The following is a 22,780-nucleotide window of genomic DNA, read 5'->3' as shown; positions in this document are numbered from 1 at the left end:
GTATTCCAGTGTCCTTTTTTTAACCCTTCACCTCTTTCTTAAACATCCCCATAAGCATAGGGACCTGGAGATCGATATAATCATAAATTCCTACTTCTTCTTTGTTGACATGACTCCGGTGCAAGCGGCCGGCATGGATTTTTCAGGAAAAGGTGTCGTTTCGCCCTTCTCCTCTGTATGTCCCAGGAGAGCTCTTAGCCGGCTGATCTCCAGCTCAAGTTCCTTGATATATGCCAGCGCAGCCTTATATTTGTCCTCGATATTGTCCATTGATAGGTCCTCGTGTTTTCTTTATAGTATACCTTGAAAGCTATTAAAGAATAAAGCAGCCTCCCTTTAGTGTATAATAAAGCAAATTGAAGTCCTATCCCTGTCCCTGGATCGGAACGGACAGGAGACTGAGGAGGAATCGTTGTGGCCAGCATCAGACAGAGAATTGTCCCGCATCTATGGTATGACAAGGAGGCGGCAGAAGCCGCCCGCTTTTACGCTGCTGTGTTTCCGGATTCCAAGGTTACGAGTGTGAACACGATTCATGATACGCCCTCCGGCGATGCGGGTCAGGTCTCTTTTGAGGTCTGGGGGCAGCCGTTTATGGCGATCAGCGGAGGTCCTTATTTCAAGCTGAATCCGTCGGTGTCTTTCTTTGTGAATTTTGATCCCTCACGGGAAAAGGATGCAGCAGAGAGATTAGATGAGGTGTGGAATAAGTTAGCGAAAGGCGGCACCGCTCTGATGCCGCTCGGCAAGTATCCGTTCAGTGAGCGGTACGGCTGGATTCAGGATAAGTTCGGAGTGTCCTGGCAGCTGATTCTAACGAACCCGGCAGGGGAAGAGCGGCCTGCGATTATTCCTTCCTTGTTGTTCGTGGGGGATCAGTGCGGGAAGGCCGAGGAGGCGATGTCCTTCTACTTATCCGTATTCAAGGATTCGCGGCAAGGTCTTCTTACCCGCTACCCGGCAGGCTCAGCGCCGGATCAGGAAGGAACGGTTATGTTCGCGGACTTCATGCTGGAGAATCTGTGGTTCACGGTAATGGACAGTGCGCATAATCATCAGTTCAGCTTCAATGAAGCGGTCTCCTTCATGGTATCCTGCGATTCTCAGGAAGAGATTGACTACTACTGGGACAAGCTGTCTGCAGTTCCTGAAGCCGAGCAATGCGGCTGGCTGAAGGATGCCTTCGGCATCTCCTGGCAGATTATTCCGGCGGAGATGAATGAGATGATGAAGAAGGGTACGCCGGAGCAGCTGGCGCGTGTGACGAAGGCTTTTCTGCAGATGAAGAAGTTTGAGCTTACGGAGCTGCGTAAGGCCTATAAGGGAGAATAAAAGCGGCAACTTGCTGGAATACCAACACAAGCGTTAAGGAACATATCCTTATCGCTTTTTTGCGCGCAAATATAAGAATGTATAGGTTTCACTTGCCCTACACCTTTTCCCCGCTATCCCCCGCACGGTATTTCTTCCGGTACTGGGCCGGGGTCATGCCGTATACCTTCTTGAAGCTGGAATAGAAGGTGTTCAGGGACGAGAAGCCGAAATGCTGCACGATGGGCTCGATCGGCGAGTCGGAGGCAATGAGCTCCTGGCAGATGAAGGTTAGCCGCTTCTCAGATATTTTATCGGTGATGGACTGGGTGGTCTCTGCCTTGTACAGACTGCGGAAATAATTGACGGACAAGCACAGGTGATCGGCCAGCATGGTGGCAGACAGATTCGGGTCGGTGAGATGACTCTCGATGAACTGGTCCACCTGTCCGATCAGGGCGATATTCTTGGATTGGCTGCGGGCGGCCGCAATGTCTTCGAGCGTCTTGGTAATCAAAGCCTCCATCCAGGGCATGACGTTATCCATAGTTTCCTGCCGAATGATCTGTTTCTCGATGGACGTCAATCCCCACGAGCTGGGCAGCGGCTGGGAGGAATGCTCCTGGATGAGCCGGCGGATGTCCATGAACAAGGTGATCAGCGACATTTTACATTCAAAATAAGGCAGTTCCCGCAGCTTCACTACCGCTGAGCGTAAGACCTCCAGAATGACGGCGGCGTCCCCCTTGAGTATGGCCTGGGCGATCTGCCGCTCCTGGCTCACAGGCAAATGATATAATTCCCCGGGTGCAGCGGGCAGCCATTCCTTCACAATGAGCGACCGGTGTCCGAACCGGAACCTCTCCTGCGTCAGATCATATGTCTCCAGATATACCTCATGCATGTCGGTTAAGCCAGGTAATGTCCGGCCCCAGGCCACGGTGGTACCCACGGACAAATACTGCTGGATCAGCTGCCCTGCCACTTGCAGCTCCCTCGCGAATTCCTCTGACAACGGAGCCGATAAGACTACAGCCACATGGTCGTCCCCCATATCTACCGTCTGCAGCCTGTGCCTGGACGATTGAAGCGACTCTTGAATAATATTGGACATCGCGAACCGGAGCAGGCGCCGGTCCTTCTCCGGGTACACTCCCGAGAATTCTGCGAAGTGGTCGATCCGGAAAATAGCTACGGACAATTCATCGCTCGGCAGATCAATCCCCCATTCCACGAATTGAGCGCGGATCTCCGCTGCCGAATGGTACGTCTCCCCCAGGAAATCCCTTAAGAACCGCTCTCTGCCCAGAAATTTATTATGCCGCCATTGCTCGGTAAGCTCGTGAATCTGATTATGCTGCGAGGTAAAAACGCTCGATAAGTATTCGAGTTCATTGGCGTTCGCCCCAAGGCCGGGCTTCTCCGCCTGATGCTGCCGCATGACCCGGCTGATCAGCTCCTGAATGGGTGAGTACACCCGTTTGGAGATTAGAATAATCACCGCCAGAGAGGCCGCGAACAAGACGAGGAACAGGATCAGACTCGTATCGCGCAGGACCGTGATTTTATTCAGAATGGCGGACTTCGGGATCATCTCAATGAAGGTCCAGTCCTGGATGCCCTTAACGGAGGAATCGGCATAGACCACCAGCTTCTCCCCCTGATCCTGGGGCTGAAACAGCTTCCAGCCGCTGGCTCCCTTCATCCCGTGGCTTCTGAGCTCGGCAATCTGCTGCGGATTCATTGGCGTGCTGCTAAAAATCGTCTCATCCCGGTCATTCAGCACGGTGATTGACCGGCTCGCGAAGTTTGAATTATTCTGCAGCAGGGTCATGAGATTATGGGTATCCACATTCATGACGAACGCGGAGATAGAGCTGCCTTTTTCATAAAATCTGACGATGGTCATCACTTCTTTGGGTGTATTCCCTGTAAGGGGGAGGGACAAGGTTCGCGGAATAAGCACGCTGTGGTTCGCTGTTTCCGGGTCACGTAAGCGCTTAATAATATCCTGATCATAAAAAGCTGCGGTATCATTTAACCCAAGTCTGGAGTCAATGACCGTATTCGTATAATCGTTAATGAGATAGACGGAATCAATGGAAGGGTTGGCGTTCTTAATGTCCATCAGCTGGCTCCATACCTCATAAGTCTCGAAATCGCTGTAATGGTCCGAAAGGGCATACACCTTAAGCGCACTGTCATTGCTGGAAGAGAAGCTGAAATCAAGTGCCCATTCCATCAGCCGTGACGTATTCCGGGCCCCGTTCACGAGGAGGGATTCCGAATGATCACCGATTTCCTCCAGCAGGGTCTTGGAAGATTGCCCATAGAGCAGGACGAAGGATACCCCTAAGACCAGAACGTTCGCACTGACAAAGTAAAAAATAAGCTTCATGTAGGTAGGGTGCCGCTTCAGCGAGGCGAAGAACGGTTGTCTGAATTTCATGGCTCTGGAACCTCCGTAATCATAACTGTCCGGCTCATTATAAGTAGATTTATTATAGCACACAGGGTATTTTCGTCTGCCGAATCGTATGTTTTGGGAAGAGTGTTGTTTTTGGGAAGGCGGTAAATCTGCACTTGCGGGAAGGATCGGCGTTTCTCGGAATTGCTCAGGGCGCAAGGGCTTGATAAGGTGACGGCATAGATAACGGGACGCTCCTTAAGCGGTTACCGGTCTTGAGGAAGGGGGGATATACAAATGAACTACCCGCTTAACGCAGGTAAACGTTCAAAATGGAGGCATATCACGCAGAATCCTTTTCTGTATGTGATGGCTGTACCGGGGCTGTTGTTTTTCCTCGTGTTCAGTTATTTTCCTATATACGGGATTATGATTGCCTTCAAAGATTATGATTTTGTCAAGGGGATCACGGGGAGTGACTGGGTAGGGTTTAGAAATTTCGACTACTTTTTCACATCAGATGACTTCTGGACGATTCTGCGGAACACACTGCTACTCAACGTGCTGTTTATTGTGTTCACGACAGCGGCAGCCGTTCTGATTGCGCTCATGTTCAATGAGATCCGCAATAAGGTTTTCAAACGGATCTCGCAGTCGCTTATTTTCCTGCCTTATTTCATGTCCTGGATTGTGATCGGGATGATTGTCCAATCCTTATTCGGCGGGGAAGAGCCCATGATTAATGTCTGGCTGCAAAATATCGGCATGGAGCCGGTCAACTGGATGTTTGAATCGAGTCTGTGGCCTTATATTCTGACGGTGATCCGGGTGTGGCAAGGGGCCGGTTATCTCTCGATTATTTTCCTGGCCGCCATTACGGGCATATCGGAGGATCTATATGAGGCGGCCCGCATCGACGGAGCTTCTAAACTGCAGATTGTGACGCGCATTACGCTGCCGCTGCTGGTTCCGACGATTATGATCATGACGCTGCTGGCCGTGGGCAAAATTTTCAACGGGGACTTTGCGATGATCTATGCCATCATTGGAGACAACTCGATGCTGTATCCGACTACCGACGTCATTGACACCTTTGTCTTCCGCTCCATGAGGCAGCTGCACGATTTCGGCATGTCTTCGGCCGTGGGCCTGTTCCAGTCCATTATGGGTCTGATCTTCGTCATTGCTGCCAACTGGGTAACCCGCAGGGTATCTAAAGAATCTGCTTTATTCTAGGAGAGTAACTATGAGACAGAAACATAGCGCTGCGGATCGCACCTTTACGGCATTCGCCCATACGTTCATTTTGCTGTTCACTTTATTTTGTCTGTTTCCTTTTCTGCTGATGATTGCCGGTTCCTTTACGGATGAGGAGGAGCTGATAGCGCACGGCTATACCTTATTCCCGCAAAAGTTATCGCTGGCCGCGTATAAGGCGGTTCTGCAATCAGATGTACTTTTTAACGGCTATGGCGTTACCTTGTTCATCACGGTTGTCGGGGCCTTAAGCGCCCTGTGTATTTCCGCCATGCTCGGCTATTCACTGGCGAATAAACGGAATGTTCTGCAAACGCCCTTTCTGTTTTTTTGCTACTTGCCTATGCTCTTCTCGGGAGGTATCATTCCGTTCTATATTGTAGTCAGCCAGTGGCTGCATTTGCAGAATACGATCTGGGTGCTCATACTGACGATGTTATGCCAGCCATTCCTTGTCTTCCTGCTGGTCAGCTTTTTCCGCACCATTCCTGAGGAGCTGGAGGAAGCCGCCAGAATTGACGGAGCGAATGAGATGCGAGTGTTCTTCCAGATTATGATTCCGATCTCCAAGCCGATTCTGGCTTCTGTCGGCCTCTTCTATGCGCTGAGCTTCTGGAACGACTGGTTCATGGGACTGATGTTCATCGATAATGAGAAGTTATTCCCGCTGCAGTTAATTCTGCGCCGGATGGTCTCCAATATGGAAGCGGCCAGGAATCTGATTCCTTCCGGTGCTGCGATTGCAGTGACCCCACCGACGTACGGGGTGCGGATGGCGACCACGGTGCTGACCATCGGCCCGATTGTGCTGCTGTATCCGATGCTGCAGAAGTATTTTGTCAAAGGTCTAACGGTTGGTGCTGTGAAAGGGTAAGTCATTCAGATTGTCCATAGATACAGGAGGGTTACGAGATGAGGTTAAAAAAATGGTTTGGCACGGCAACAACAGCGGTATTGGTGTCGTCACTGGTGCTGGCAGGCTGCGGGGGAAATGCGAAGAATGAAGGCAGTACGGCGAATTCTACGAATTCCCCGTCCAGTTCAGAGGGGTCAGCATCTGCTTCCAAGGAAGTTGTGACGCTGAAGGCTTATTTCCCGGGAGATAAACCTGCGGGGTTCGATGCTGTGCTGCAGGCAGTTAACGACAAGCTGAAAAAGGATAATATCGGAGCCGCTCTGAATATCAACTTCATGCCTTGGACCGATTACGGGAATGCGGTATCCGTGAAGATGTCTGCCGGGGAAGAGTTCGATATGTATCTGGATGCCCCTTGGCTATCGATGAACCAGATGATCGAGAGTAAGTCGTTGACGGAGCTGGATGCGGCAGTGGCTGCACGGCCTGAGCTGAAAGCGTCCATTCCGGAGGAAATGTGGGAGTATAACAAATTCGGCGGCAAAATTATGGGGATTCCGCTCGGCACCACCCAAGGCCAGCTGTATGGCGTACTGATCCGTAAGGATTTACGCGAGAAATACGGGCTTCCTGAGCTGAAAACCCTCGATGACCTGGAGAAATTCCTGTATGCAGTCAAGGAAAATGAGAAAGACATCAAGCCTTTTGTCATTAATGGAATTAAGGCCGATAAGCTGCCATTCATCCTGAGTAACTCTGCGAATCTGGCGCAGGATGAAGTGCTGGAGATTGGGGTCAACATGTTCTCGTATTCGATCAAGGATAAGAAGGTCATTGGCCAATGGGAGAGCCCGACAATTGCCGATGCGTATGAACGCGTTACCAAATACTACAAGGATGGGATTATCTCCAAAAATATTGCCCAAGAGCAAAATGCCGAGACGCTGTTCAAGCAAGGTAAATATGCGGCGACCTACTATGCAGCTGATGGGGTCGAGGGGCTGAAATATTCGGAAATGCTGAAGGACGGCAGCGACAAGCTTGAGATTTTCATTCCGAACGGGGAGCAGGCTAAGCCCTATACGGCTTATCAGCAATGGAACTTCCTCTGTATCCCAACGACCTCTAAGCATTCCGATGTCACTATGGATGTAGTGAACTGGCTGTCGATTAAGGAGAACCATGATCTGATGGAATACGGCATTCAAGGGAAGGATTGGGAGCCTGTCGGCGATTCGAGCTATAAGGCGCTGTCCGGCTATACATTCCCTGGTTATGTGCTGACCTGGCGGCCGGTGCTCAACCGAACACCTGACACCATGATGCAAGATGACAAGAAGTGGTTCGACTTCTCGACCAAGACGTCCAATTTCACGCTGAGCCCAATCGCAGGCTTCAACTTCAACGCTGAGAAGGTAAAGACGGAATATGCCAAAATCACGCCGCTGCACGATTCGATCTTCCTGCCGTTAAGCCAAGGCCTGATCCCTGCGGCGGAAGGAAAGAAAACGATGGAGGACAAAATGGCCAGTCTCGGCGGGCAAAAAGTGATCGATGAAATCCAAGCCCAGATTGATGCCGTTACCTCCGGTAAATAACCGTACTTCAAACACAGAAAGAGGTCACTCCAATGAAAATAACACGCAGCGCGCACAATCCGCTGATTGAAGCCGGGGATGTTGCCCCCTCCCGTCCTGATTTCAAGGTACTGGGCGCGTTCAATGCAGGCGTTGCGCAGTTACAGGATGAGACGATCCTCTTACTGCGCGTTGCCGAAGCGCCAATATCAGACCGGGCGGACGAGGTGCTCGTTCCCCGGCTGAATGAAGCAGGGACGGAGGTGCAGGTCGAGCGTTATAACAAGAATGATCCGGGCTATAATTTCTCTGACTCGCGCTTCGTCGCCAAGGATGGACAGACGGTGATGCTCACCTCCCTATCCCATCTCCGGGTAGCACGGAGCCAGGATGGCATTCATTTCGAGGTGGAGCCGCAGCCGACCCTGTTCCCGGAGCATCCTCTGGAAGCATGGGGGATTGAAGATCCGCGTGTGACTCACATCGGGGACACCTATTACATCACTTACAGCGCAGCCTCTGCGCGCGGTGTTGGTGTAGGGCTGGCGGAGACCAGCGACTTCCGGACCTTCAAGCGGCGCGGGATGATGCTGCCTCCCGAGAATAAGGATGTTATGATTTTCCCCGAGAAAATTGGTGGCAAATATTACGCTTTGCATCGTCCGGTGCCGAAGTCATTCGGCGCTCCTGAGATGTGGATTGCGGAATCCCCGGATCTTGACCATTGGGGGAACCACCGCTTCCTGATGGGACTCGGCGAGCCAGGCTGGGACTCGGCCCGTATGGGCGGCGGGGCGGTTCCGATCCGCACACCGCAGGGCTGGCTGGCGCTGTACCATGGCGCGGACAGCAGCCACCGCTATTGTATGGGGGCGGTGCTGCTGGATCTGGAGGACCCGTCCCGGGTCCTTGCGAGATCGCGTGTCCCTGTGCTGGAGCCGGAAGCTTCCTATGAGGTAAACGGATTCTTCGGCAAGGTCGTGTTCTCGTGCGGCGCGCTGCTGCTGGACCAGACGGTCCGCATGTATTATGGCGCAGCCGATGAAGTGATGGCTGTGGCGGACATCCCGCTCCAGGATATACTTAATACCCTTGTATAAGGTGAGGAGGCAGTGTGAGCTGCCTTCTCTAATTCCTATATAGATTGAACTTGTAAATATGTGAGAAGGGAAAAGTGGCGGAGGAGAATTTTGGAACTGTAGGAGCGAAGCGTCCGCCTTTGTCGCCGGATTTCTACCGCTAGAAGCGGTTCAAAATCAAGAAATCTGGGGACAACAGCGGCCGGAGGGCCAAACATTCTCTGGAGCCACGGCTATCCCATGGCAAAAAATTACAAGTACATTCTATATAGTTTAGAAAGCGCTAACAAATATCTGCTAGATAGGCAAAGGAGCGTGTACATGACTGGTAACATGCAAAGCAGGATCAAGAGATGGATCTGTCTCGTAATGGTTGGTTTGATGATCTCGACCCTCGGGTTCCATTATCCTGTATCGGCGGATGGCTCGTCGCAAGAGCTGGCGGAAATGAAGCTGATGAAGCAGCGGGCGGTGGATTTCTATATCTCCAAGGACATCATCAATGACGGAACCAATGGCCGGGTCGAATGGACTTTTAAATCACAGGCCGGAACCTACTTATCGAGTCAAAAAGCGAACGGAAGCTGGGCGGATGTGGATTATGCGAACACCACCTCCAGTGCGAACGGCAGAGCCTGGGCGCCTTACCTTGCACTGGACCGGATGCAATCGATGGCTCAGGCTTTTGCAGACCCGAAGGGGCCTTACTATCACAATGAAGCTATGCTAGCCGGGATTCAGAAAGCGCTGGATCACTGGTTCACGGTCAAGCCGACCTCCACCAACTGGTGGGAGACCGGAATCGGCAAACAATTACGGCTCAGCAAAGTTGCACTGCTATGCGAAGGCTATCTGACTGCGGAGCAGGCTGCGGGTATTATCGGCACGTTAGACAGCAAACCGAATACGATCGATGGGGCCAACTCGTCCTGGTACAATCAGAATTATATGATCCGCGGCTTATTGCTGGAGGATGCCCAGAATGTCCGTAGCGCTGTAGAGGCGTTTAACGTGCTCTCGGCGGTGACGGAGACGCTAACGGGAATCCAGTCTGATATGTCCTTTTTCATGCATGGGAAGACGAATTATACCACGGGCTACGGAAGAAGCTTCGCGAGAGATATGTCCTTCTGGGCTTATGTCGTCTCGGGCACAAGCTTCGCTTACAGCCAGGCGGCGATTGACTCGTTGTCCTCTTATGTGCTGGATGGAACCAGATATCTGGTCAGAGGCGATGTTGCCGATCTGGGGATGGGGATGAACGGACCGGAGTGGCCGGATTATGAGAGCTCTGCGCTGACCTTCTATGAAGATCCGCTGGAGTGGATGCAGGCGGCGAATCCGAAGCGGGCGGATGAATTCGCCGTATTCCTGAATAATATCCGCAAGATTGGCACAGTCACGGGCAACGGGCTGGATGCGAACAATATGACGCAGTGGCAGACTCTGGTCTCCTCTCATATGCGCAAGGATTACGGAATTACAGTCAAGATGTCGTCCAGCACGGTCAAGGGCGGCGAAATGAGAACCATTAACCCAAGCGGATACAACCTGCTCTACTGGACTCCGCAAGGCGCCACGGCTATCCAGAGAACCGGGGATGAGTACAGAACCGTGTACCCGCTGATGGACTGGAATCATGTTCCGGGAACAACAGCTCCCTACGTTTTCACGAAGGAGAATAACTTCAACAATTCGAAGACCTTTGTAGGCGGCGTAACCAATGAGCGCTACGGAGCCACGGCGTTTGATTTCAATAAGCTGAGTACCAGCGGGAAAAAGGGCTACTTTTTCTTCGATGATGAGATGGTCGCGCTGGGCGCAGGCATCACTTCAACGAATGCTGCTCCGGTCCATACCACGCTGAACCAGAGTCTGGCGGCAGGCGATGTGCTGGTAGACGGCAAAGCCGTTGACGACGGAACCTCGCAGGTTAACGGGCGCTGGGCGTATAACGATCAGACCGGGTATGTTTTCCCGGATAAGACGGATTTCCAAGTGAAGCAGGAGACGAAGACCGGGAAATGGAGCGATGTGGTTACTGGCAGTTCTGCGGAGCCAATCACTAAGCCGGTGTTCTCGATGTGGCTGGATCATGGCGTGAAGCCGGTCAATGCCTCCTATCAATACATTGTATTGCCGGGTAAAACCGCCGGGGAGGTTGGCAGCTACGCGGAAGCAAGCCCGATTAGTATTCTCGCGAATACACCGTCCGTGCAGGCGGTCCGGCACCGTTCGCTGGGCATTGCCGAATTGCTGTTCTATCAGCCGGGTACAGTGACGCTAAGAGAAGGCCTCAGCGTAACCGTAGATAAACCGTCGATGGTGATCGTCGATGAATCCGCAGACCCTGTCCGCATCTCGGTGGCGAATCCTGAAACACCGGGGATTACAGTCAATGTAACGTTGAACCGGAACGGGGATCAGACTACAACCACGTACAGACTCGGTAAAGATACGTTTACCGGCCGGAGTACGACGCTGAGCGAGGGAGCTTCTATCGACGATAGAGGGTATGATCTGGCTTACAGCAAAGGTACGGTTGCTTCGTCCAGCGTGGGCAAGCAATTTGCGTCGGGTGCTACGGATCTGTACAGAACCTCCAAGTGGAGTTCAGAAGCTTCAAACGATGAGTGGATTTATGTTGATCTGCAGGATCAATATATGATCAATAAGGTTAGACTGCATTGGGAGAAGGCTTACGGCCGAAGCTATAAAATTCAAGTATCCGATGATGCGGCCACCTGGAAGGATGTTTATGCGACCTCCATGGGGGATGGCGGGATCGACGACATTGCCTTCGGTAAGACCAGCGCCAGGTTCGTCCGGATGCAGGGTGTTCAGCAGGGAACCGGAGACGGTTACTCTCTTGCTGAATTTAACGTGTACGAAGCGGTTGCCCCCAACCTTGCTGAAGGCATGACGGTAAAAGCAAGCTCGTCCAAAGCCGCCGATGTATCAGTGGAGAATGCGGTAGACGGCTCATTGACGACCCGCTGGGGGTCCAACTATACCGATCCGCAGTGGATTTATGTCGATCTTGGCGCAAGCCAGCCCATTTCCAAGGTTATGCTGCACTGGGAAAACTCCTATGGGAAGGAATACCGCATCGATGTCTCCGATACCCTGGACGACTGGAAGACAGTATATAGTACATCCAGCGGAGACGGGGACATTGACGAGATCTCTATCGATTCGGTGAATGCCAGATATGTCCGGATGTACGGAACTCAGAGAGCATCCAAGTACGGCTACTCGCTCTGGGAATTCAAAGTGTTCGGACCAGAGAACGCAGAGAGTGTTCCGGCCCGGGTTGAGCTGGCGGCAGCGCCATCTTCGGTGGTGCCTGGAGGCAAAGTATCCGTTACGGGGGCCGTTTATGGGGACAACGATCTTCCGGTTCCGGGTGTAGAGGTTGAACTCACAGCAGCTGAGGGGAGCCTTGAGCCTGCAAAAGTAACTACAGATGTGTACGGCAAGTTCAGTACGGTCTATACTGCACCATCGGTTCCCGGTAAGGTATCCATCTCAGCCGTCCTGCCGGCAAGTCCATCCGTGACAGGGGCGGTTACCGTATCCGTAGAAGAAGAGGCTGTGCCTGTATCGGCCCGGATTGAACTAGAGGCCAACCCGTCCTCCGTATCCGCTGGAGGCAAAGTGTCCGTTACGGGAACCGTCTATGACGGTGAAGATCTTCCGCTAGCGGGTACTGTGGTCAGTCTCATGGCAGCCTCGGGCAGTTTCGAGCCTGCGCTTGCGGTAACGGATGAGAACGGTCGGTTCAGTACGGTGTTTACGGCACCATCCGCAGCCGGGGATATCGCAATTACGGCTGTACTGACCGGCAATCCTTCCGTGACGAATACAGTTACCGTTTCGGTTAGCAAGGCGATACCGGTACCTGCTCTTATTGAACTTCAGGCAGCGCCTTCTTCCGTGAATACCGGAGATGACGTAGCTATCACGGGTATCGTATCGGGCAGTGATAATCTCCCGGCCTCCGGCCTGGAGGTTGAACTCGCCGCTTCCTCGGGCAGCCTGGAGCCTGCCCGTGCTGTAACGGACGCAAAGGGCCGATTCAGCGCGGTCTTTACGGCACCGTCCACACCTGGTGAAGTGGAGATTACGGCAGTTTTGAGCGCGTATCCGTCCATTACGGGGAAAATCAACGTTTCGGTTAATGTGCGTTCGGGCAGCGGAGAATCGCCAGTGACTCCGTTAGTACCAGTACCGCCGGTCATTATTGGAACGCCTAGTAAGCCGGACGAGGGCTCACAAGCCCCGGCTACTTCGGTGCCTACTGCTCCATCCTTCACAGATATTGCCGGACATTGGGCCGAAGCCAGTATCCGCGAAGCCGTCAAGCAAGGAATCATTACAGGTTATCCGAACGGCTCGTTCCAGCCTAACCGTAACGTGACCCGTGCAGAATTCACGGTGATGCTGTCAAAGGCGCTGAAGCTTCAGAACACAGAAGCTGCGTTGTCCTTCAAGGACAGTGAACGGATCGGTTCGTGGGCCAAGACAGCCGTTGCGCAGGCGGTAGCCCTGGGAATCATTCAGGGCGATAACAACAGCAACTTCCGCCCGGATGCGCCTGTAACCAGAGCGGAAATGGCCGTCATGCTGGCAAGAGCATTGCACCTGGCTTCTGTTGCCCGCTCCGCAGGATTCACAGATGACCGCGACATCCCCGTCTGGGCAGTTGGAGCAGCAGCCGAGATGAAGAAGTCAGGACTGATGCAAGGCAAAGGCAACAATAACTTCTTCCCGAAAGATACCGCAACGCGGGCGGAGACCGTCACGGTTCTGCTTAGAATGCTGGCAGCTAAGTAAATATAACCAACCTTCATTTGTATACGTTAGAACACGGCAAAGCAGCGATTCTCCTGTTAATAGGGAATCGCTGCTTTGCTTATGCTATAATTTAATAAAGTGTTTTTGTGCTTAGAGAAAATTGGATAAAGGATGCATTGACCAACCATGTATGAGAATCAGACTTCTATGCACCACAAGCTCTTTATTATCGGCGCAGGTGCTGCCGGACTAATGGCCGCTGTTACTGCTAGTGATATGGGGATCGATACTGCCATTCTGGAGAGTAACGACCGGATTGGCAAGAAGATCTTAATGACAGGCGATGGCCGCTGCAACATTACCAATGAATCCACTGTGACAGCTGAGGATGAAGCAGCCGCTTTATCGCGCAAGTATCACAGTAATCAATCCGGATTTCCGCTTGCGGTAGTGCAGCAATATGGCGTCAGCCAGACGATTGATTTTTTCTCCTTTCTTGGGCTTCCGCTTACAAGACTCAAGGGGGGCTTGCTGTATCCGATGTCGCTGCAGGCAGCGGCGGTACTGGATATTTTCCAGCTGGCGCTAGAGGATCGGAATGTTCCCGTATACCTTAAGAATAAAGTGGTGGATGTTACTGCTTCGGCAGATCATCCGCGCTTCACGATAAAATGCCTAACGGAGACAGAGGAAGAGGTTGTGTATACTAGCGACTATCTGCTTCTGTCTACGGGTGGCAACACCGGTCCAAATGCAGGAAAAGAACCTCCCGGTTATACCCTTGCCGAACGTCTGGGGCACACCCTGATTGAGCCTTTTCCGGCCATTGTGCAATTGAAGCTGCAATATCCGAATATGAGGGCGCTGTCCAGTATCAAATCTCAGGGACAAGCTCATATCATTGTAAAGGGTAAAGTCATCGGCAGTGAACAGGGTGAAATGGCTTTCACAGACTATGGTATTACCGGTCCGCCCATTCTCCAGCTAAGCAGGAAAGCTGCCTATCATCTGGCAAGAGGAGAACAGGTGAAATTATCGGTGGATCTGATGCCGGGCCGCACAGAGGAAGAGGTAGTTGAATTTTTGGAAAAGCTCTGGGAGACCTTTGGGCACCGGACCGTGGCGGATTCCCTCGTGGGTATCTTCAACAAGAAGCTTGTTACTGTCCTGCTTAAGGAGACGGGCTTAGATCAACAGCCACAGCTTCTTTGCCAGAATCTTCCGCCGAGAACTAAAGAGAACTTTTATCGCCTCTTGAAGCGTTGGGAATTTAAAGTGACGGATACCAATGGCTTTACGAATGCGCAGGTGACAGCTGGCGGCATTGATACGTCGGAGCTCACCCGGGGAACGCTGGAATCCAAGCTGGTGCCGGGGCTGTATTTGGCTGGCGAAGTGATGGATGTGGACGGAGATTTCGGCGGCTATAACCTGCAATGGGCCTGGAGCTCCGGATATGTGGCCGCCATGGCGATAGCTAAGTCCATTCAATAAATTTATTAGGAAAAGGGATGCATCAATTAACATGTATAAGGATCAGACTTCTAAGCACCACGAGCTGTTCATTATCGGTGGGGGTGCTGCAGGTCTAATGGCTGCAGTTACAGCGAGGGATCAAGGTATTGATACAGCCATTATTGAAAGCAATGACCGGCTCGGTAAGAAAATAATAACGACAGGTAACGGGCGTTGCAACATTACGAACCAATCCACCGCCACCGGTACGGATGAAGCAGCCGCTTTATCAGTGAAGTATCATAGCAATCAGGCAGGATTCCCGATACATGTACTGCGGCAATTCGGTGTCCGCCAGACGATCGAATTCTTCTCCTCGCTCGGGCTTCCTTTTACAAGCCTGGAGAATGGCCGGATGTATCCGATGTCGCTGCAGGCGGCTTCGGTGCCAGGGGTGTTTAAGCTGGCGCTGGAGGACCGGAATGTTCCCGTATATTATAAACATAAAGTGCTCGATGTGACCGTTTCGGCGGGACATCCGCGGTTCGCGATAACCTGCCAGACGGAGACAGAGGAACAGGTTGTGTATACCAGTGACTATCTTTTTCTATGTACCGGCGGCCTTACCGCTCCCAAAACAGGAACAGACGGCTCCGGTTATACGCTTGTCCAGCGTCTGGGACACACCATGATCCACCCGGTGCCAGGCATTGTGCAATTGAAGCTGGATTATCCGTATTTAAAGGAACTGTCGGGCATCAAATTTGAGGGAGAGGCCCATGTGATCGTGAACAATGAGGTTATCCGCACGGAGTCCGGGGAGATTCTTTTTACGGACTATGGGATCTCGGGCCCGCCCATCCTTCAGTTAAGCAGAAAGGCTGCGTATAATCTCGGTATAGGAGAATCCGTGACCCTGTCGGTTGATTTGATGCCGGAGCGTACAGAGGAAGAGTTAATTGATTTCCTGGAGATCCACTGGGGGATCTTCGGACACCGGACGGTTGCCGATTCCTTCGTGGGCATCGTCAGCAAGAAGCTGATTCCCGTGCTGCTGAAGGAGGCTGGAATTGATCAACAGCTGCATCTGCTGTGTCAGGATCTATCATGGAAAACTAAGAAAATATTCTATAAACTATTGAAGCGTTGGGAATTTAAAATCACCGATACCAATAGCTTCACGAATGCACAGACCACTGCCGGTGGCATCGATACAACGGAGCTAGTCGAAGGAACGCTGGAATCTAAGCTGGTACCTGGGCTCTATTTGGCCGGTGAGGTGATGGATGTAGACGGAGATTGCGGCGGCTATAACCTGCAATGGGCCTGGAGCTCCGGATATGCCGCCGCGATGGCGCTTGCTGACCGGCGTGCCCGCGCCACCTAAAGGGATAGAGGACTGGTGACTCTTGGTACGTTGCGGTGAATACTTGCATGCATTGAATACACGGCGGCTAATTGTGAATTAACCATGTCATGCCTCGGCTCCATATGCAGTACTAGTGAAGACACCCTTAGGGGTGTCTTTTCTATTTCTCTTTGGGGTTATTTCAAAAAGATTAACAATTGCTCCCTATTATTCCGATAAATAAATAGATACATATTTTTACTTTGAAATTGAATTGTGGGATAAATCCCAGAATATCTTGTCAGCTGGTATTTATGAACCTTATAGAAGCAGTGTGACAAGCGGTTCATTTCATTATTTTGATAGCTTTAACTTATGGTAGTGCATGTAGCATCCAAATAAACTGTAGGGGGATTTTCAGAATGAAGTTAGTTAAAATGAGGAAGTCTGTGTTTGTTTCATCTATTGTAGTTTCAAGTCTACTATTTGGCACAGTAGGGGTATTTGCAGGAAATGGTGTTGAAGCAATCAAGGCAAAATTGAACCATGATATCAAGTTTGTCCTTAACGGTTCCAAATGGACTCCAAAAGATCAATCGGGTAATAATTTATCTGCTTTAGTATATAACGGTTCTACATATGTGCCCTTAAGATCTGTTTCAGAAGCTCTTGGAGCGGATGTTAATTTTGATGGGGCTTCTTTAACTATTTCCATTGATGGTTCAGGGGATAGTGGTATTCCTTATAAGGATACCAGTACGGCATCGACTCCCCAAGAACCCGTTAAGCAAACGGTTAACCCGACTGTGACAAATACACCACCTCCAGCAGCAACGACGGCGACTGCTTCGGCTAATGGTGGCAAAACCCTTAGTTCTGCAATTCCAGTAGGCAAGTCGGTTACATTTAATGACCCCTATAGTTATGATGGTCTGACGTTCACAGGAAACTATACTGTCTCCGTAAGCTCAGTAAAGTCAATCTCAAGAAGTGAAATTGCAATTCTTGGTTTCAGAGAACCAGAAGCCAATGCTTTGATTGAGTATAAATTGGCTAAGGTGAAGATCGTTATGAATAATGGAAAGATTATCTCTGATGATAAAAACGAAGGCACTTATGTTGCTGTTGATTTTGTACCACAATTGTGGGGTTCTAAAACTTCAGACGGAGACAGTATCATTGGTGTGAAAAATTCCGGTTTCACTGGCTCCTTGGATGATGCTATTCGTGACGCAACTGATTTAAAAAAGCTTAAGTCGGGTGAAAGTTACAGCTATACTGCAGAAGGTCTTGTAATCGTACCTGTACATAAGGGTGTGGCGAACTATCTGGCCGTCCAGCTCAGAGATAATAGCGATTATGACAAGTCATTCTTTTACTTCAACCTGTAGTCATCAAGAGGCCAAAGTAATCAAATATGAGAGGGGTATCTCTAAAGTTAAAGTATGGCTTAAAGGTACCCTTTGTTTCTTGAATACGAGAGATCAGAAGGACCATCTGAGAGGATGGTCTTTTTTATATCCTTCTGCTAAAATGTATATATGTTATAACTTTTATTACTGTTATAAGTTATAACTTAAATGAGAAGAGCATACTATAGGAGGAAAGAATAAAATGAATGGTGTGGTCAAAGTGACGAAGGATCAATCGAAGGTGAAACGTTATTCCCGAAAGATTGGACGGATGGGGAATAGCTTGGGTGTGAGCTTGCCAAAAGCTCTTGCGGATAAAATGAATATCTCGCAGGGAGATGAAATTGAGTTTATTGAAAATGAACACGGAGAAGTGGTGTTGAGAAAAAGCCGGGCAGCTCTGTTGCCTGAACAGGTTCGTCCTGAGGTCTTGGAGGCGTTCTTCGATGTGTTTGAAGAGGATCTGGGTATTCTTGAAGATCTAAGGGATCGTTAATATGACTATCTTTCTTAGCAGAGAAGAGGTTATTACAGCACACCATTTCATGATGAAAAGAATGAATGACGCAGATCAAGCAGGAGTGAAGGATCATGGCCTGCTGGAATCTGCGGTACATAGACCGCAACAAAGTATTTTTGGCGAGGACGCTTATCCCTCTATATTTGATAAGGCAGCCGCATTGCTGGAATCGCTCGTCAAAAACCATTGCTTTCATAATGGCAATAAACGAACAGCCTATCTGGTCACGAAATCATTTTTGATTCTGAACGGGTACCATCTAAGAATGCAACGGGAGTTTGCAGTTGAGTTTGTTGTAGACATTGCCAAAGGTGTGCATTCATTAGAAATGATTACTGATCTTATAACAAAATATTCTGAGGAACAATAAAGGTATGGTGGCAAATGGCTGATGAATAAGTTCAACTAAGTCAAGGAGGCCTTATTATATGAGCAGAGCAGCAAAGCAGCAGCTGAACGATGGCCCTAAGATCCGTAAAGAAAAAATAATTGCTTCAAAGATGATTCGTATCTATTGCAAGAGAAAACATCATGCGCAGGAGCTCTGTGAGGAGTGCCGGAATTTAAATGAGTATGTTAGGACAAGACTCTCACGCTGCAAATTCGGTGATGAGAAGACGGCTTGTGCGAAGTGTCCGATTCATTGTTATACACCCGTCTACCGCCAAAAAATCAAGAGCGTGATGCGCTTCTCAGGACCATGGATGCTGCTGTATCATCCGTTAGAGTCCTTAAAGCATATCCCCATACCGGAGAAAATAAAAAAATCAATTTCAAGATAAACGGGACGCGCCAAGGAACAGGAAGGCCCTGATCCCCGGCTTCTTGATCAACTATACATATTAGTTCCCCTGCCCCAGCCATTCCCGCTTCAATATCGCAAATTGCTGGGTATTCTCATACTTCGGCGTTCCGTCTTCGTTCGTGGTGAAGGAGATGAATTCGAGGAAGCAGCCCTCCCGGCGCATGCCCAGCTTCTCGCAGAGCTTCTGCGATCTGAAGTTGTCGTCCTCGACGTAGGCATAGATGCGTCTGGCTTCCTGCTCCAGGAAAAGATAGCGCAGCAGCGCGCGGGCGCTTTCGCTGGCATAGCCGGCGCCTTCATAGGCCGGGTTGAAGTGCCAGCCTACGCTATAGGTATCGGGCTCCTCTTTCATGCAGAACAGATCGCCAATGATGGCCCCGGTCTCCTTCAGAGTGACAGCCAGATGCGAGTCGTCCTGACTCCGTCTATTAGCGTCCGCGATGGCTTCTTCTAACGTGGAGAGACGTTCGCTAAGGAAGCAGTTTACCCGGGGGCTCGCCAAGTACTCCAGCATCCCCGGTGCATCCGTCTCCCGGAAGTTTCTGATGATTAATCGGTCGGTGATGATGTCTTGCATGAGGGTTCCTCCTTAAGGTTGGGTCAGCATGGTATTTACCGGCAAGCGGATGTGGACGGAATACATACTGCCGGTGCTTGTAAACGTGATTTCGCCCTTATGCTGGCTGATGATTTTGTGACAGGTCTTGAGGCCGATCCCGGTGCTGAGGACCTCACGGTCCTCCGTCTTTATAACATTCGTGATATCCATCAACAGCCAGAGGCTTTCAATCCTATAAGCTATAATGACGGGCGCAGACGTATCGGCATACTTCGTAATGTTGGAGACAAGGTTGTCGAATACCCGCCTGAAGGAGATCAGGTGAAGCTCCACGCGGAAAGGCACAGTAGCAGACTCCCACTCCACCCGGAAGCCGTGATTCTCCAGCAACATCGACTGCTCATCGATGAGCTGATCCATGAGCTGAATCCCATCGTAGGACTCGAACTCCAAGTCATTCTCCTCTGTGTTATACACGGTGAAATATTCGAATAGCTTATCTGACAGATGCTTGATCTGATAGGCTTTTTCCCTGCTGTTATGAATGTATTTCGCTAACGCTTCCTGATCCTGATACTTCTTGTACTCGATGATGTCCAGGTAGCCGACCAATGCGGTGAGTGGTGTCCGCAGATCGTGGGACATGGCGGTGACCAGCTCGCTGTTGGCCAATCTGGCCTGCTCCTCGCTCTCCAGGCGCTCGATGAACGACTTCCGCATCTCATTGATGCTCTGGGCCAGCGACGACAGCTCATCCTTCCCCTTCAGGGTAATCGGATAGTCCAGATTCCCGCCCTCCAGAATTTTAATCTCCTTCTCCAGTACGCCAATGTAAGAGGTCTTCTTGTTGATGAAGAACAGGACCAGGACGATAAAGAATAAGAACGACAGAATCACACCCAGAATCGTAATGAGGTTGTAGTACTTGTATTCAAAAAAATACTCCATATAGACCTTCGCAGTCGTATCCGCAAAGGCAACCGTGGAATACTGGGATTTGCTGAAAATGTTAGGGTCGGGCAGAAACCTCGTATTCTCGGTCTTGATCGTGTACCCGTCTGTAGAGTAGAGAAATTGGTTGTCCTTATAGAGATAGAGGTTCACGTATTTGGCTTTTCGGACCCATTCCGCGATCTTCGCGTCATCCTTAAGCGCAAGATGCTGCCCGGAGATATATTCCTGGAGTGCCGGAAGGGCTTGCTCTTCTTGCTTGTGAATGAACGAGCTTCTGGTCCGGTAATGCTCCAGCAGATCTTCGCCTGCGGACTGCAGCAGCAGGAACAGCATGGCAGAAGCCACGAACGAACCGATCAGGCACAGGATCAATTTCAGTTTCAGCCTGCTCCACCGCAGCTTGTTATTCAATGCGGTACCCCTTTCCCCAGACGGTTTTGATGAACTTGGGATTCTGCGGGTCCTTCTCCAGCTTCATGCGCAGGTTGCGGATATGAACCATCACCGTATTGTTGCAGCTGTAGAAGTAAGGCTCGCCCCACACACTCTCATACAGATTCTGCGCCGAGAAAATCTTCTTGCGGTTACTGGACATCAGCGCCAGCAGCTTGTACTCAATTTCGGTCAGAGTCAGCTCCTTCCCGTTCATCATTACCTCGTTGACAGCGGGATTAATGCTTAGCCCGTTGAAGGTAATCACATCTGAGGGGGCTGCGGTATCCTCCTTGCCTTTGTAGACATAATACCGCCTAAGTAAAGCTTTCACCCGCGACACCAGTTCGGTGTAGGAGAAGGGCTTGGACAGGTAATCGTCACTTCCGGCCGAGAAGGCCAAGGTTTTGTCAGAATCCTGGGTCTTAGCTGTCAGAAATAGTATAGGCGCGCTGGTCAGCTCACGAATCTCCACGCAGGCCTTAATTCCCGACTTCCGGGGCATCATCATGTCCAGAATGATCAGGTCAATGGTATCGTCTACTTTATTCACAGCATCTTCACCGTCAACAGCCTCAATGACATGGTATTGCTCACTCTCCAGCAGCACCCGGACAATCTCCCGGATCTCGTGGTTGTCGTCGGCTATAAGTATGGTCTTCGCAGGATTCATCATTCATCCATTATAGATTGTCCATAGCGCTTAAACCACCGAATGACAGGCGACTTAAGAATTCTTAAGGAATTCCATGCCCGGATCTTAAGAATATTGACCTAAGCTGGAGATATCATAAGCCAGTGAAGAGAGAGGGATTCGTAAATGGAATGGTTATTACACAAAAAGCGGGTCAGCAAGGTTCTCCTCGCCTGCCTGGGCCTTGTGACCACGATTGTATTCATCAGATACCTGCCGCAGCTTCTGCGGCTGACGATGTCGCTGGACGGTTTCCGCGATTATATCCTCTCTACGGGGAAGTTAGGGCCGGTTATGCTGGTGCTCTTCCAGGTTCTCCAGACGGTAATTGCCCCGATACCGGGGGAGGTCGTTCAAATTGCCGGGGGATACATCTATGGCACCACGTTAGGCGCGGTCTTCGTTACCGGGGGAATGCTGCTGGGGGCGATGATCGCCTTTTACTTCACCAGATTCCTGGGAGGATCTTTCATTGAAGGCTTGCTGCACAGGGAGAAGTTCAAGTGGATGAGAGGAATGATGGATAATAACAAATTCTCGGTTTTCTTGTTCATTATCTTTATAATTCCCGGACTTCCCAAGGATATGTTCATCTATGCAGCGGGATTGACGACGATGAAGCCCCTAAGATTCTTTACGATTCTGCTGATCGCCAGATTTCCGTGGCTGCTGGCCTCTGTAAGCATTGGGGCTAATATCTACCACAAGAATTATGTACCCACCATCGTCATCTCCGCTATCTCCGTCCTGGCCTTTATCTTGGGATTAATCTATAAGGACAAGCTAATTGACAAATTATCTTCCTTCAAAGGTGGTAAAAGCGGGCTGTAGCCGCAACTGTTGGAATGTTGTCTATAAGTTGGACATAGAGTGGAACTACAGGAGGCGTTGCTATGTTAATTCAGCTTAGTGTTGCTTTGGCTGCGGTTGCTTTTGTCGGACTGGTGGTATTCGTGATTCTTACGCTGCGCAAGGGAATGACCACACTCGGCGAGACCAACAAGACGCTGGGTGAGGTGAGGAATGCGATTCATGGATTAACGGGAGAAGCGACTCAGCTCATTCACACGGCCAATCAGGTCACTCGGGATGTCAAAGGTAAAATTAAGACCATCGACCCGATCTTTGAATCCGCGCACAATGTGGGCGAAGTCATTCAGACGGTGACCGAGACCTTCAAGAAGAATGCTACTGACATCGGCCAGAGCTTGAACCCAGAGCCGGAGAAGGCTGCGGTCAAAAGTAAAAGCGGCCAGATCCGCGTCAATACGAAGTTTCAGTGAGCTTTGCATAATTGATGATGAAGCGTCAGTTCAA

Annotated in this window: 19 protein-coding genes; 14 read left to right on the top strand and 5 right to left on the bottom strand. The window is 50.5% G+C overall.

Going from position 1 to position 22,780, the window contains the following annotated elements; genetic code table 11:
- Nucleotides 1-90: 90 nt before the first annotated feature.
- Nucleotides 91-270, bottom strand: coding sequence for a hypothetical protein (locus MKX42_RS33340; protein WP_340758046.1), 180 nt, complete (start codon nucleotides 268-270; stop codon nucleotides 91-93).
- A 144-nt stretch (nucleotides 271-414) separates the two neighbouring features.
- Between MKX42_RS33340 and MKX42_RS33335 the strand changes: the two genes are divergently transcribed.
- Nucleotides 415-1,332 carry a VOC family protein gene (locus MKX42_RS33335; protein WP_340758045.1) on the top strand — a complete coding sequence of 306 codons (918 nt, stop codon included), beginning with the start codon at nucleotides 415-417 and terminating at the stop codon, nucleotides 1,330-1,332.
- Between the two features lie 97 nt (nucleotides 1,333-1,429).
- On the opposite strand, the gene MKX42_RS33330 is transcribed toward MKX42_RS33335, so the two are convergent.
- Nucleotides 1,430-3,760, bottom strand: coding sequence for a helix-turn-helix domain-containing protein (locus MKX42_RS33330; protein WP_340758044.1), 2,331 nt, complete (start codon nucleotides 3,758-3,760; stop codon nucleotides 1,430-1,432).
- A 255-nt stretch (nucleotides 3,761-4,015) separates the two neighbouring features.
- Here MKX42_RS33330 and MKX42_RS33325 point away from each other — a divergent pair, with 255 nt between their 5' ends.
- The 11 genes from MKX42_RS33325 (at nucleotide 4,016) to MKX42_RS33275 (ending at nucleotide 18,801) form a co-directional block, all read left to right on the top strand.
- The gene (locus tag MKX42_RS33325) at nucleotides 4,016-4,954 is read left to right on the top strand and encodes an ABC transporter permease (RefSeq protein ID WP_340758043.1); all 939 of its coding nucleotides are present in this window, start codon (nucleotides 4,016-4,018) and stop codon (nucleotides 4,952-4,954) included.
- A 10-nt stretch (nucleotides 4,955-4,964) separates the two neighbouring features.
- Nucleotides 4,965-5,849, top strand: coding sequence for a carbohydrate ABC transporter permease (locus MKX42_RS33320; RefSeq protein ID WP_209994846.1), 885 nt, complete (start codon nucleotides 4,965-4,967; stop codon nucleotides 5,847-5,849).
- Nucleotides 5,850-5,887: 38 nt separating this feature from the next.
- Nucleotides 5,888-7,429 carry a DUF3502 domain-containing protein gene (locus tag MKX42_RS33315; RefSeq protein WP_340758042.1) on the top strand — a complete coding sequence of 514 codons (1,542 nt, stop codon included), beginning with the start codon at nucleotides 5,888-5,890 and terminating at the stop codon, nucleotides 7,427-7,429.
- A 32-nt stretch (nucleotides 7,430-7,461) separates the two neighbouring features.
- Nucleotides 7,462-8,508 carry a glycoside hydrolase family 130 protein gene (locus MKX42_RS33310; protein ID WP_340758041.1) on the top strand — a complete coding sequence of 349 codons (1,047 nt, stop codon included), beginning with the start codon at nucleotides 7,462-7,464 and terminating at the stop codon, nucleotides 8,506-8,508.
- A 300-nt stretch (nucleotides 8,509-8,808) separates the two neighbouring features.
- Nucleotides 8,809-13,323, top strand: a complete 4,515-nt coding sequence (locus MKX42_RS33305; protein WP_340758040.1) for a polysaccharide lyase family 8 super-sandwich domain-containing protein — start codon at nucleotides 8,809-8,811, stop codon at nucleotides 13,321-13,323.
- 147 nt (nucleotides 13,324-13,470) lie between these two features.
- Nucleotides 13,471-14,778 (top strand): aminoacetone oxidase family FAD-binding enzyme, encoded by a 1,308-nt coding sequence (locus tag MKX42_RS33300; RefSeq protein ID WP_340758039.1) that lies wholly within the window; start codon nucleotides 13,471-13,473, stop codon nucleotides 14,776-14,778.
- A gap of 31 nt (nucleotides 14,779-14,809) precedes the next feature.
- Entirely contained in the window at nucleotides 14,810-16,126 is a 1,317-nt protein-coding gene (locus tag MKX42_RS33295) for a BaiN/RdsA family NAD(P)/FAD-dependent oxidoreductase (RefSeq protein WP_340758038.1), read from the top strand.
- A gap of 383 nt (nucleotides 16,127-16,509) precedes the next feature.
- A complete protein-coding gene (locus MKX42_RS33290; RefSeq protein WP_340758037.1) occupies nucleotides 16,510-17,478 on the top strand; it encodes a stalk domain-containing protein in 969 nt (322 codons plus the stop codon).
- Between the two features lie 223 nt (nucleotides 17,479-17,701).
- Nucleotides 17,702-17,995: an AbrB/MazE/SpoVT family DNA-binding domain-containing protein gene (locus MKX42_RS33285; RefSeq protein WP_340758036.1), complete on the top strand. Its 294-nt coding sequence runs from the start codon at nucleotides 17,702-17,704 to the stop codon at nucleotides 17,993-17,995.
- A gap of 1 nt (nucleotide 17,996) precedes the next feature.
- Complete coding sequence (locus MKX42_RS33280) at nucleotides 17,997-18,389, top strand: type II toxin-antitoxin system death-on-curing family toxin (protein ID WP_340758035.1); 393 nt, start codon at nucleotides 17,997-17,999, stop codon at nucleotides 18,387-18,389.
- Between the two features lie 58 nt (nucleotides 18,390-18,447).
- On the top strand, nucleotides 18,448-18,801 hold the full coding sequence (locus MKX42_RS33275; RefSeq protein WP_340758034.1) for a nitrous oxide-stimulated promoter family protein: 354 nt from the start codon (nucleotides 18,448-18,450) through the stop codon (nucleotides 18,799-18,801).
- Nucleotides 18,802-18,861: 60 nt separating this feature from the next.
- On the opposite strand, the gene MKX42_RS33270 is transcribed toward MKX42_RS33275, so the two are convergent.
- From MKX42_RS33270 to MKX42_RS33260, 3 genes are read right to left on the bottom strand one after another with little or no spacing between them, the layout of a single operon-like run.
- Nucleotides 18,862-19,401, bottom strand: a complete 540-nt coding sequence (locus MKX42_RS33270; RefSeq protein WP_340758033.1) for a GNAT family N-acetyltransferase — start codon at nucleotides 19,399-19,401, stop codon at nucleotides 18,862-18,864.
- 12 nt (nucleotides 19,402-19,413) lie between these two features.
- Nucleotides 19,414-20,748, bottom strand: a complete 1,335-nt coding sequence (locus MKX42_RS33265) for a HAMP domain-containing sensor histidine kinase (RefSeq protein WP_340758032.1) — start codon at nucleotides 20,746-20,748, stop codon at nucleotides 19,414-19,416.
- On the bottom strand, nucleotides 20,741-21,445 hold the full coding sequence (locus tag MKX42_RS33260; protein ID WP_340758031.1) for a response regulator transcription factor: 705 nt from the start codon (nucleotides 21,443-21,445) through the stop codon (nucleotides 20,741-20,743). The genes MKX42_RS33265 and MKX42_RS33260 overlap by 8 nt, the downstream gene beginning before the upstream one ends.
- Nucleotides 21,446-21,589: 144 nt before the next feature.
- On the opposite strand from MKX42_RS33260, the gene MKX42_RS33255 reads away from it, so the two are divergent.
- Together MKX42_RS33255 and MKX42_RS33250 are read left to right on the top strand one after the other, a co-directional pair.
- Nucleotides 21,590-22,294, top strand: coding sequence for a TVP38/TMEM64 family protein (locus MKX42_RS33255; protein ID WP_340758030.1), 705 nt, complete (start codon nucleotides 21,590-21,592; stop codon nucleotides 22,292-22,294).
- A 62-nt stretch (nucleotides 22,295-22,356) separates the two neighbouring features.
- Entirely contained in the window at nucleotides 22,357-22,746 is a 390-nt protein-coding gene (locus MKX42_RS33250) for a DUF948 domain-containing protein (RefSeq protein WP_340758029.1), read from the top strand.
- The last annotated feature ends 34 nt before the right edge of the window (nucleotides 22,747-22,780 follow it).

The sequence above is a fragment of the Paenibacillus sp. FSL R7-0204 genome, assembly GCF_038002225.1.
Classification (GTDB): Bacteria; Bacillota; Bacilli; order Paenibacillales; family Paenibacillaceae; genus Paenibacillus_AQ.
Note: the sequence above shows the minus strand (reverse complement) of the source record. Positions and strands in the feature narration are given on the sequence as shown.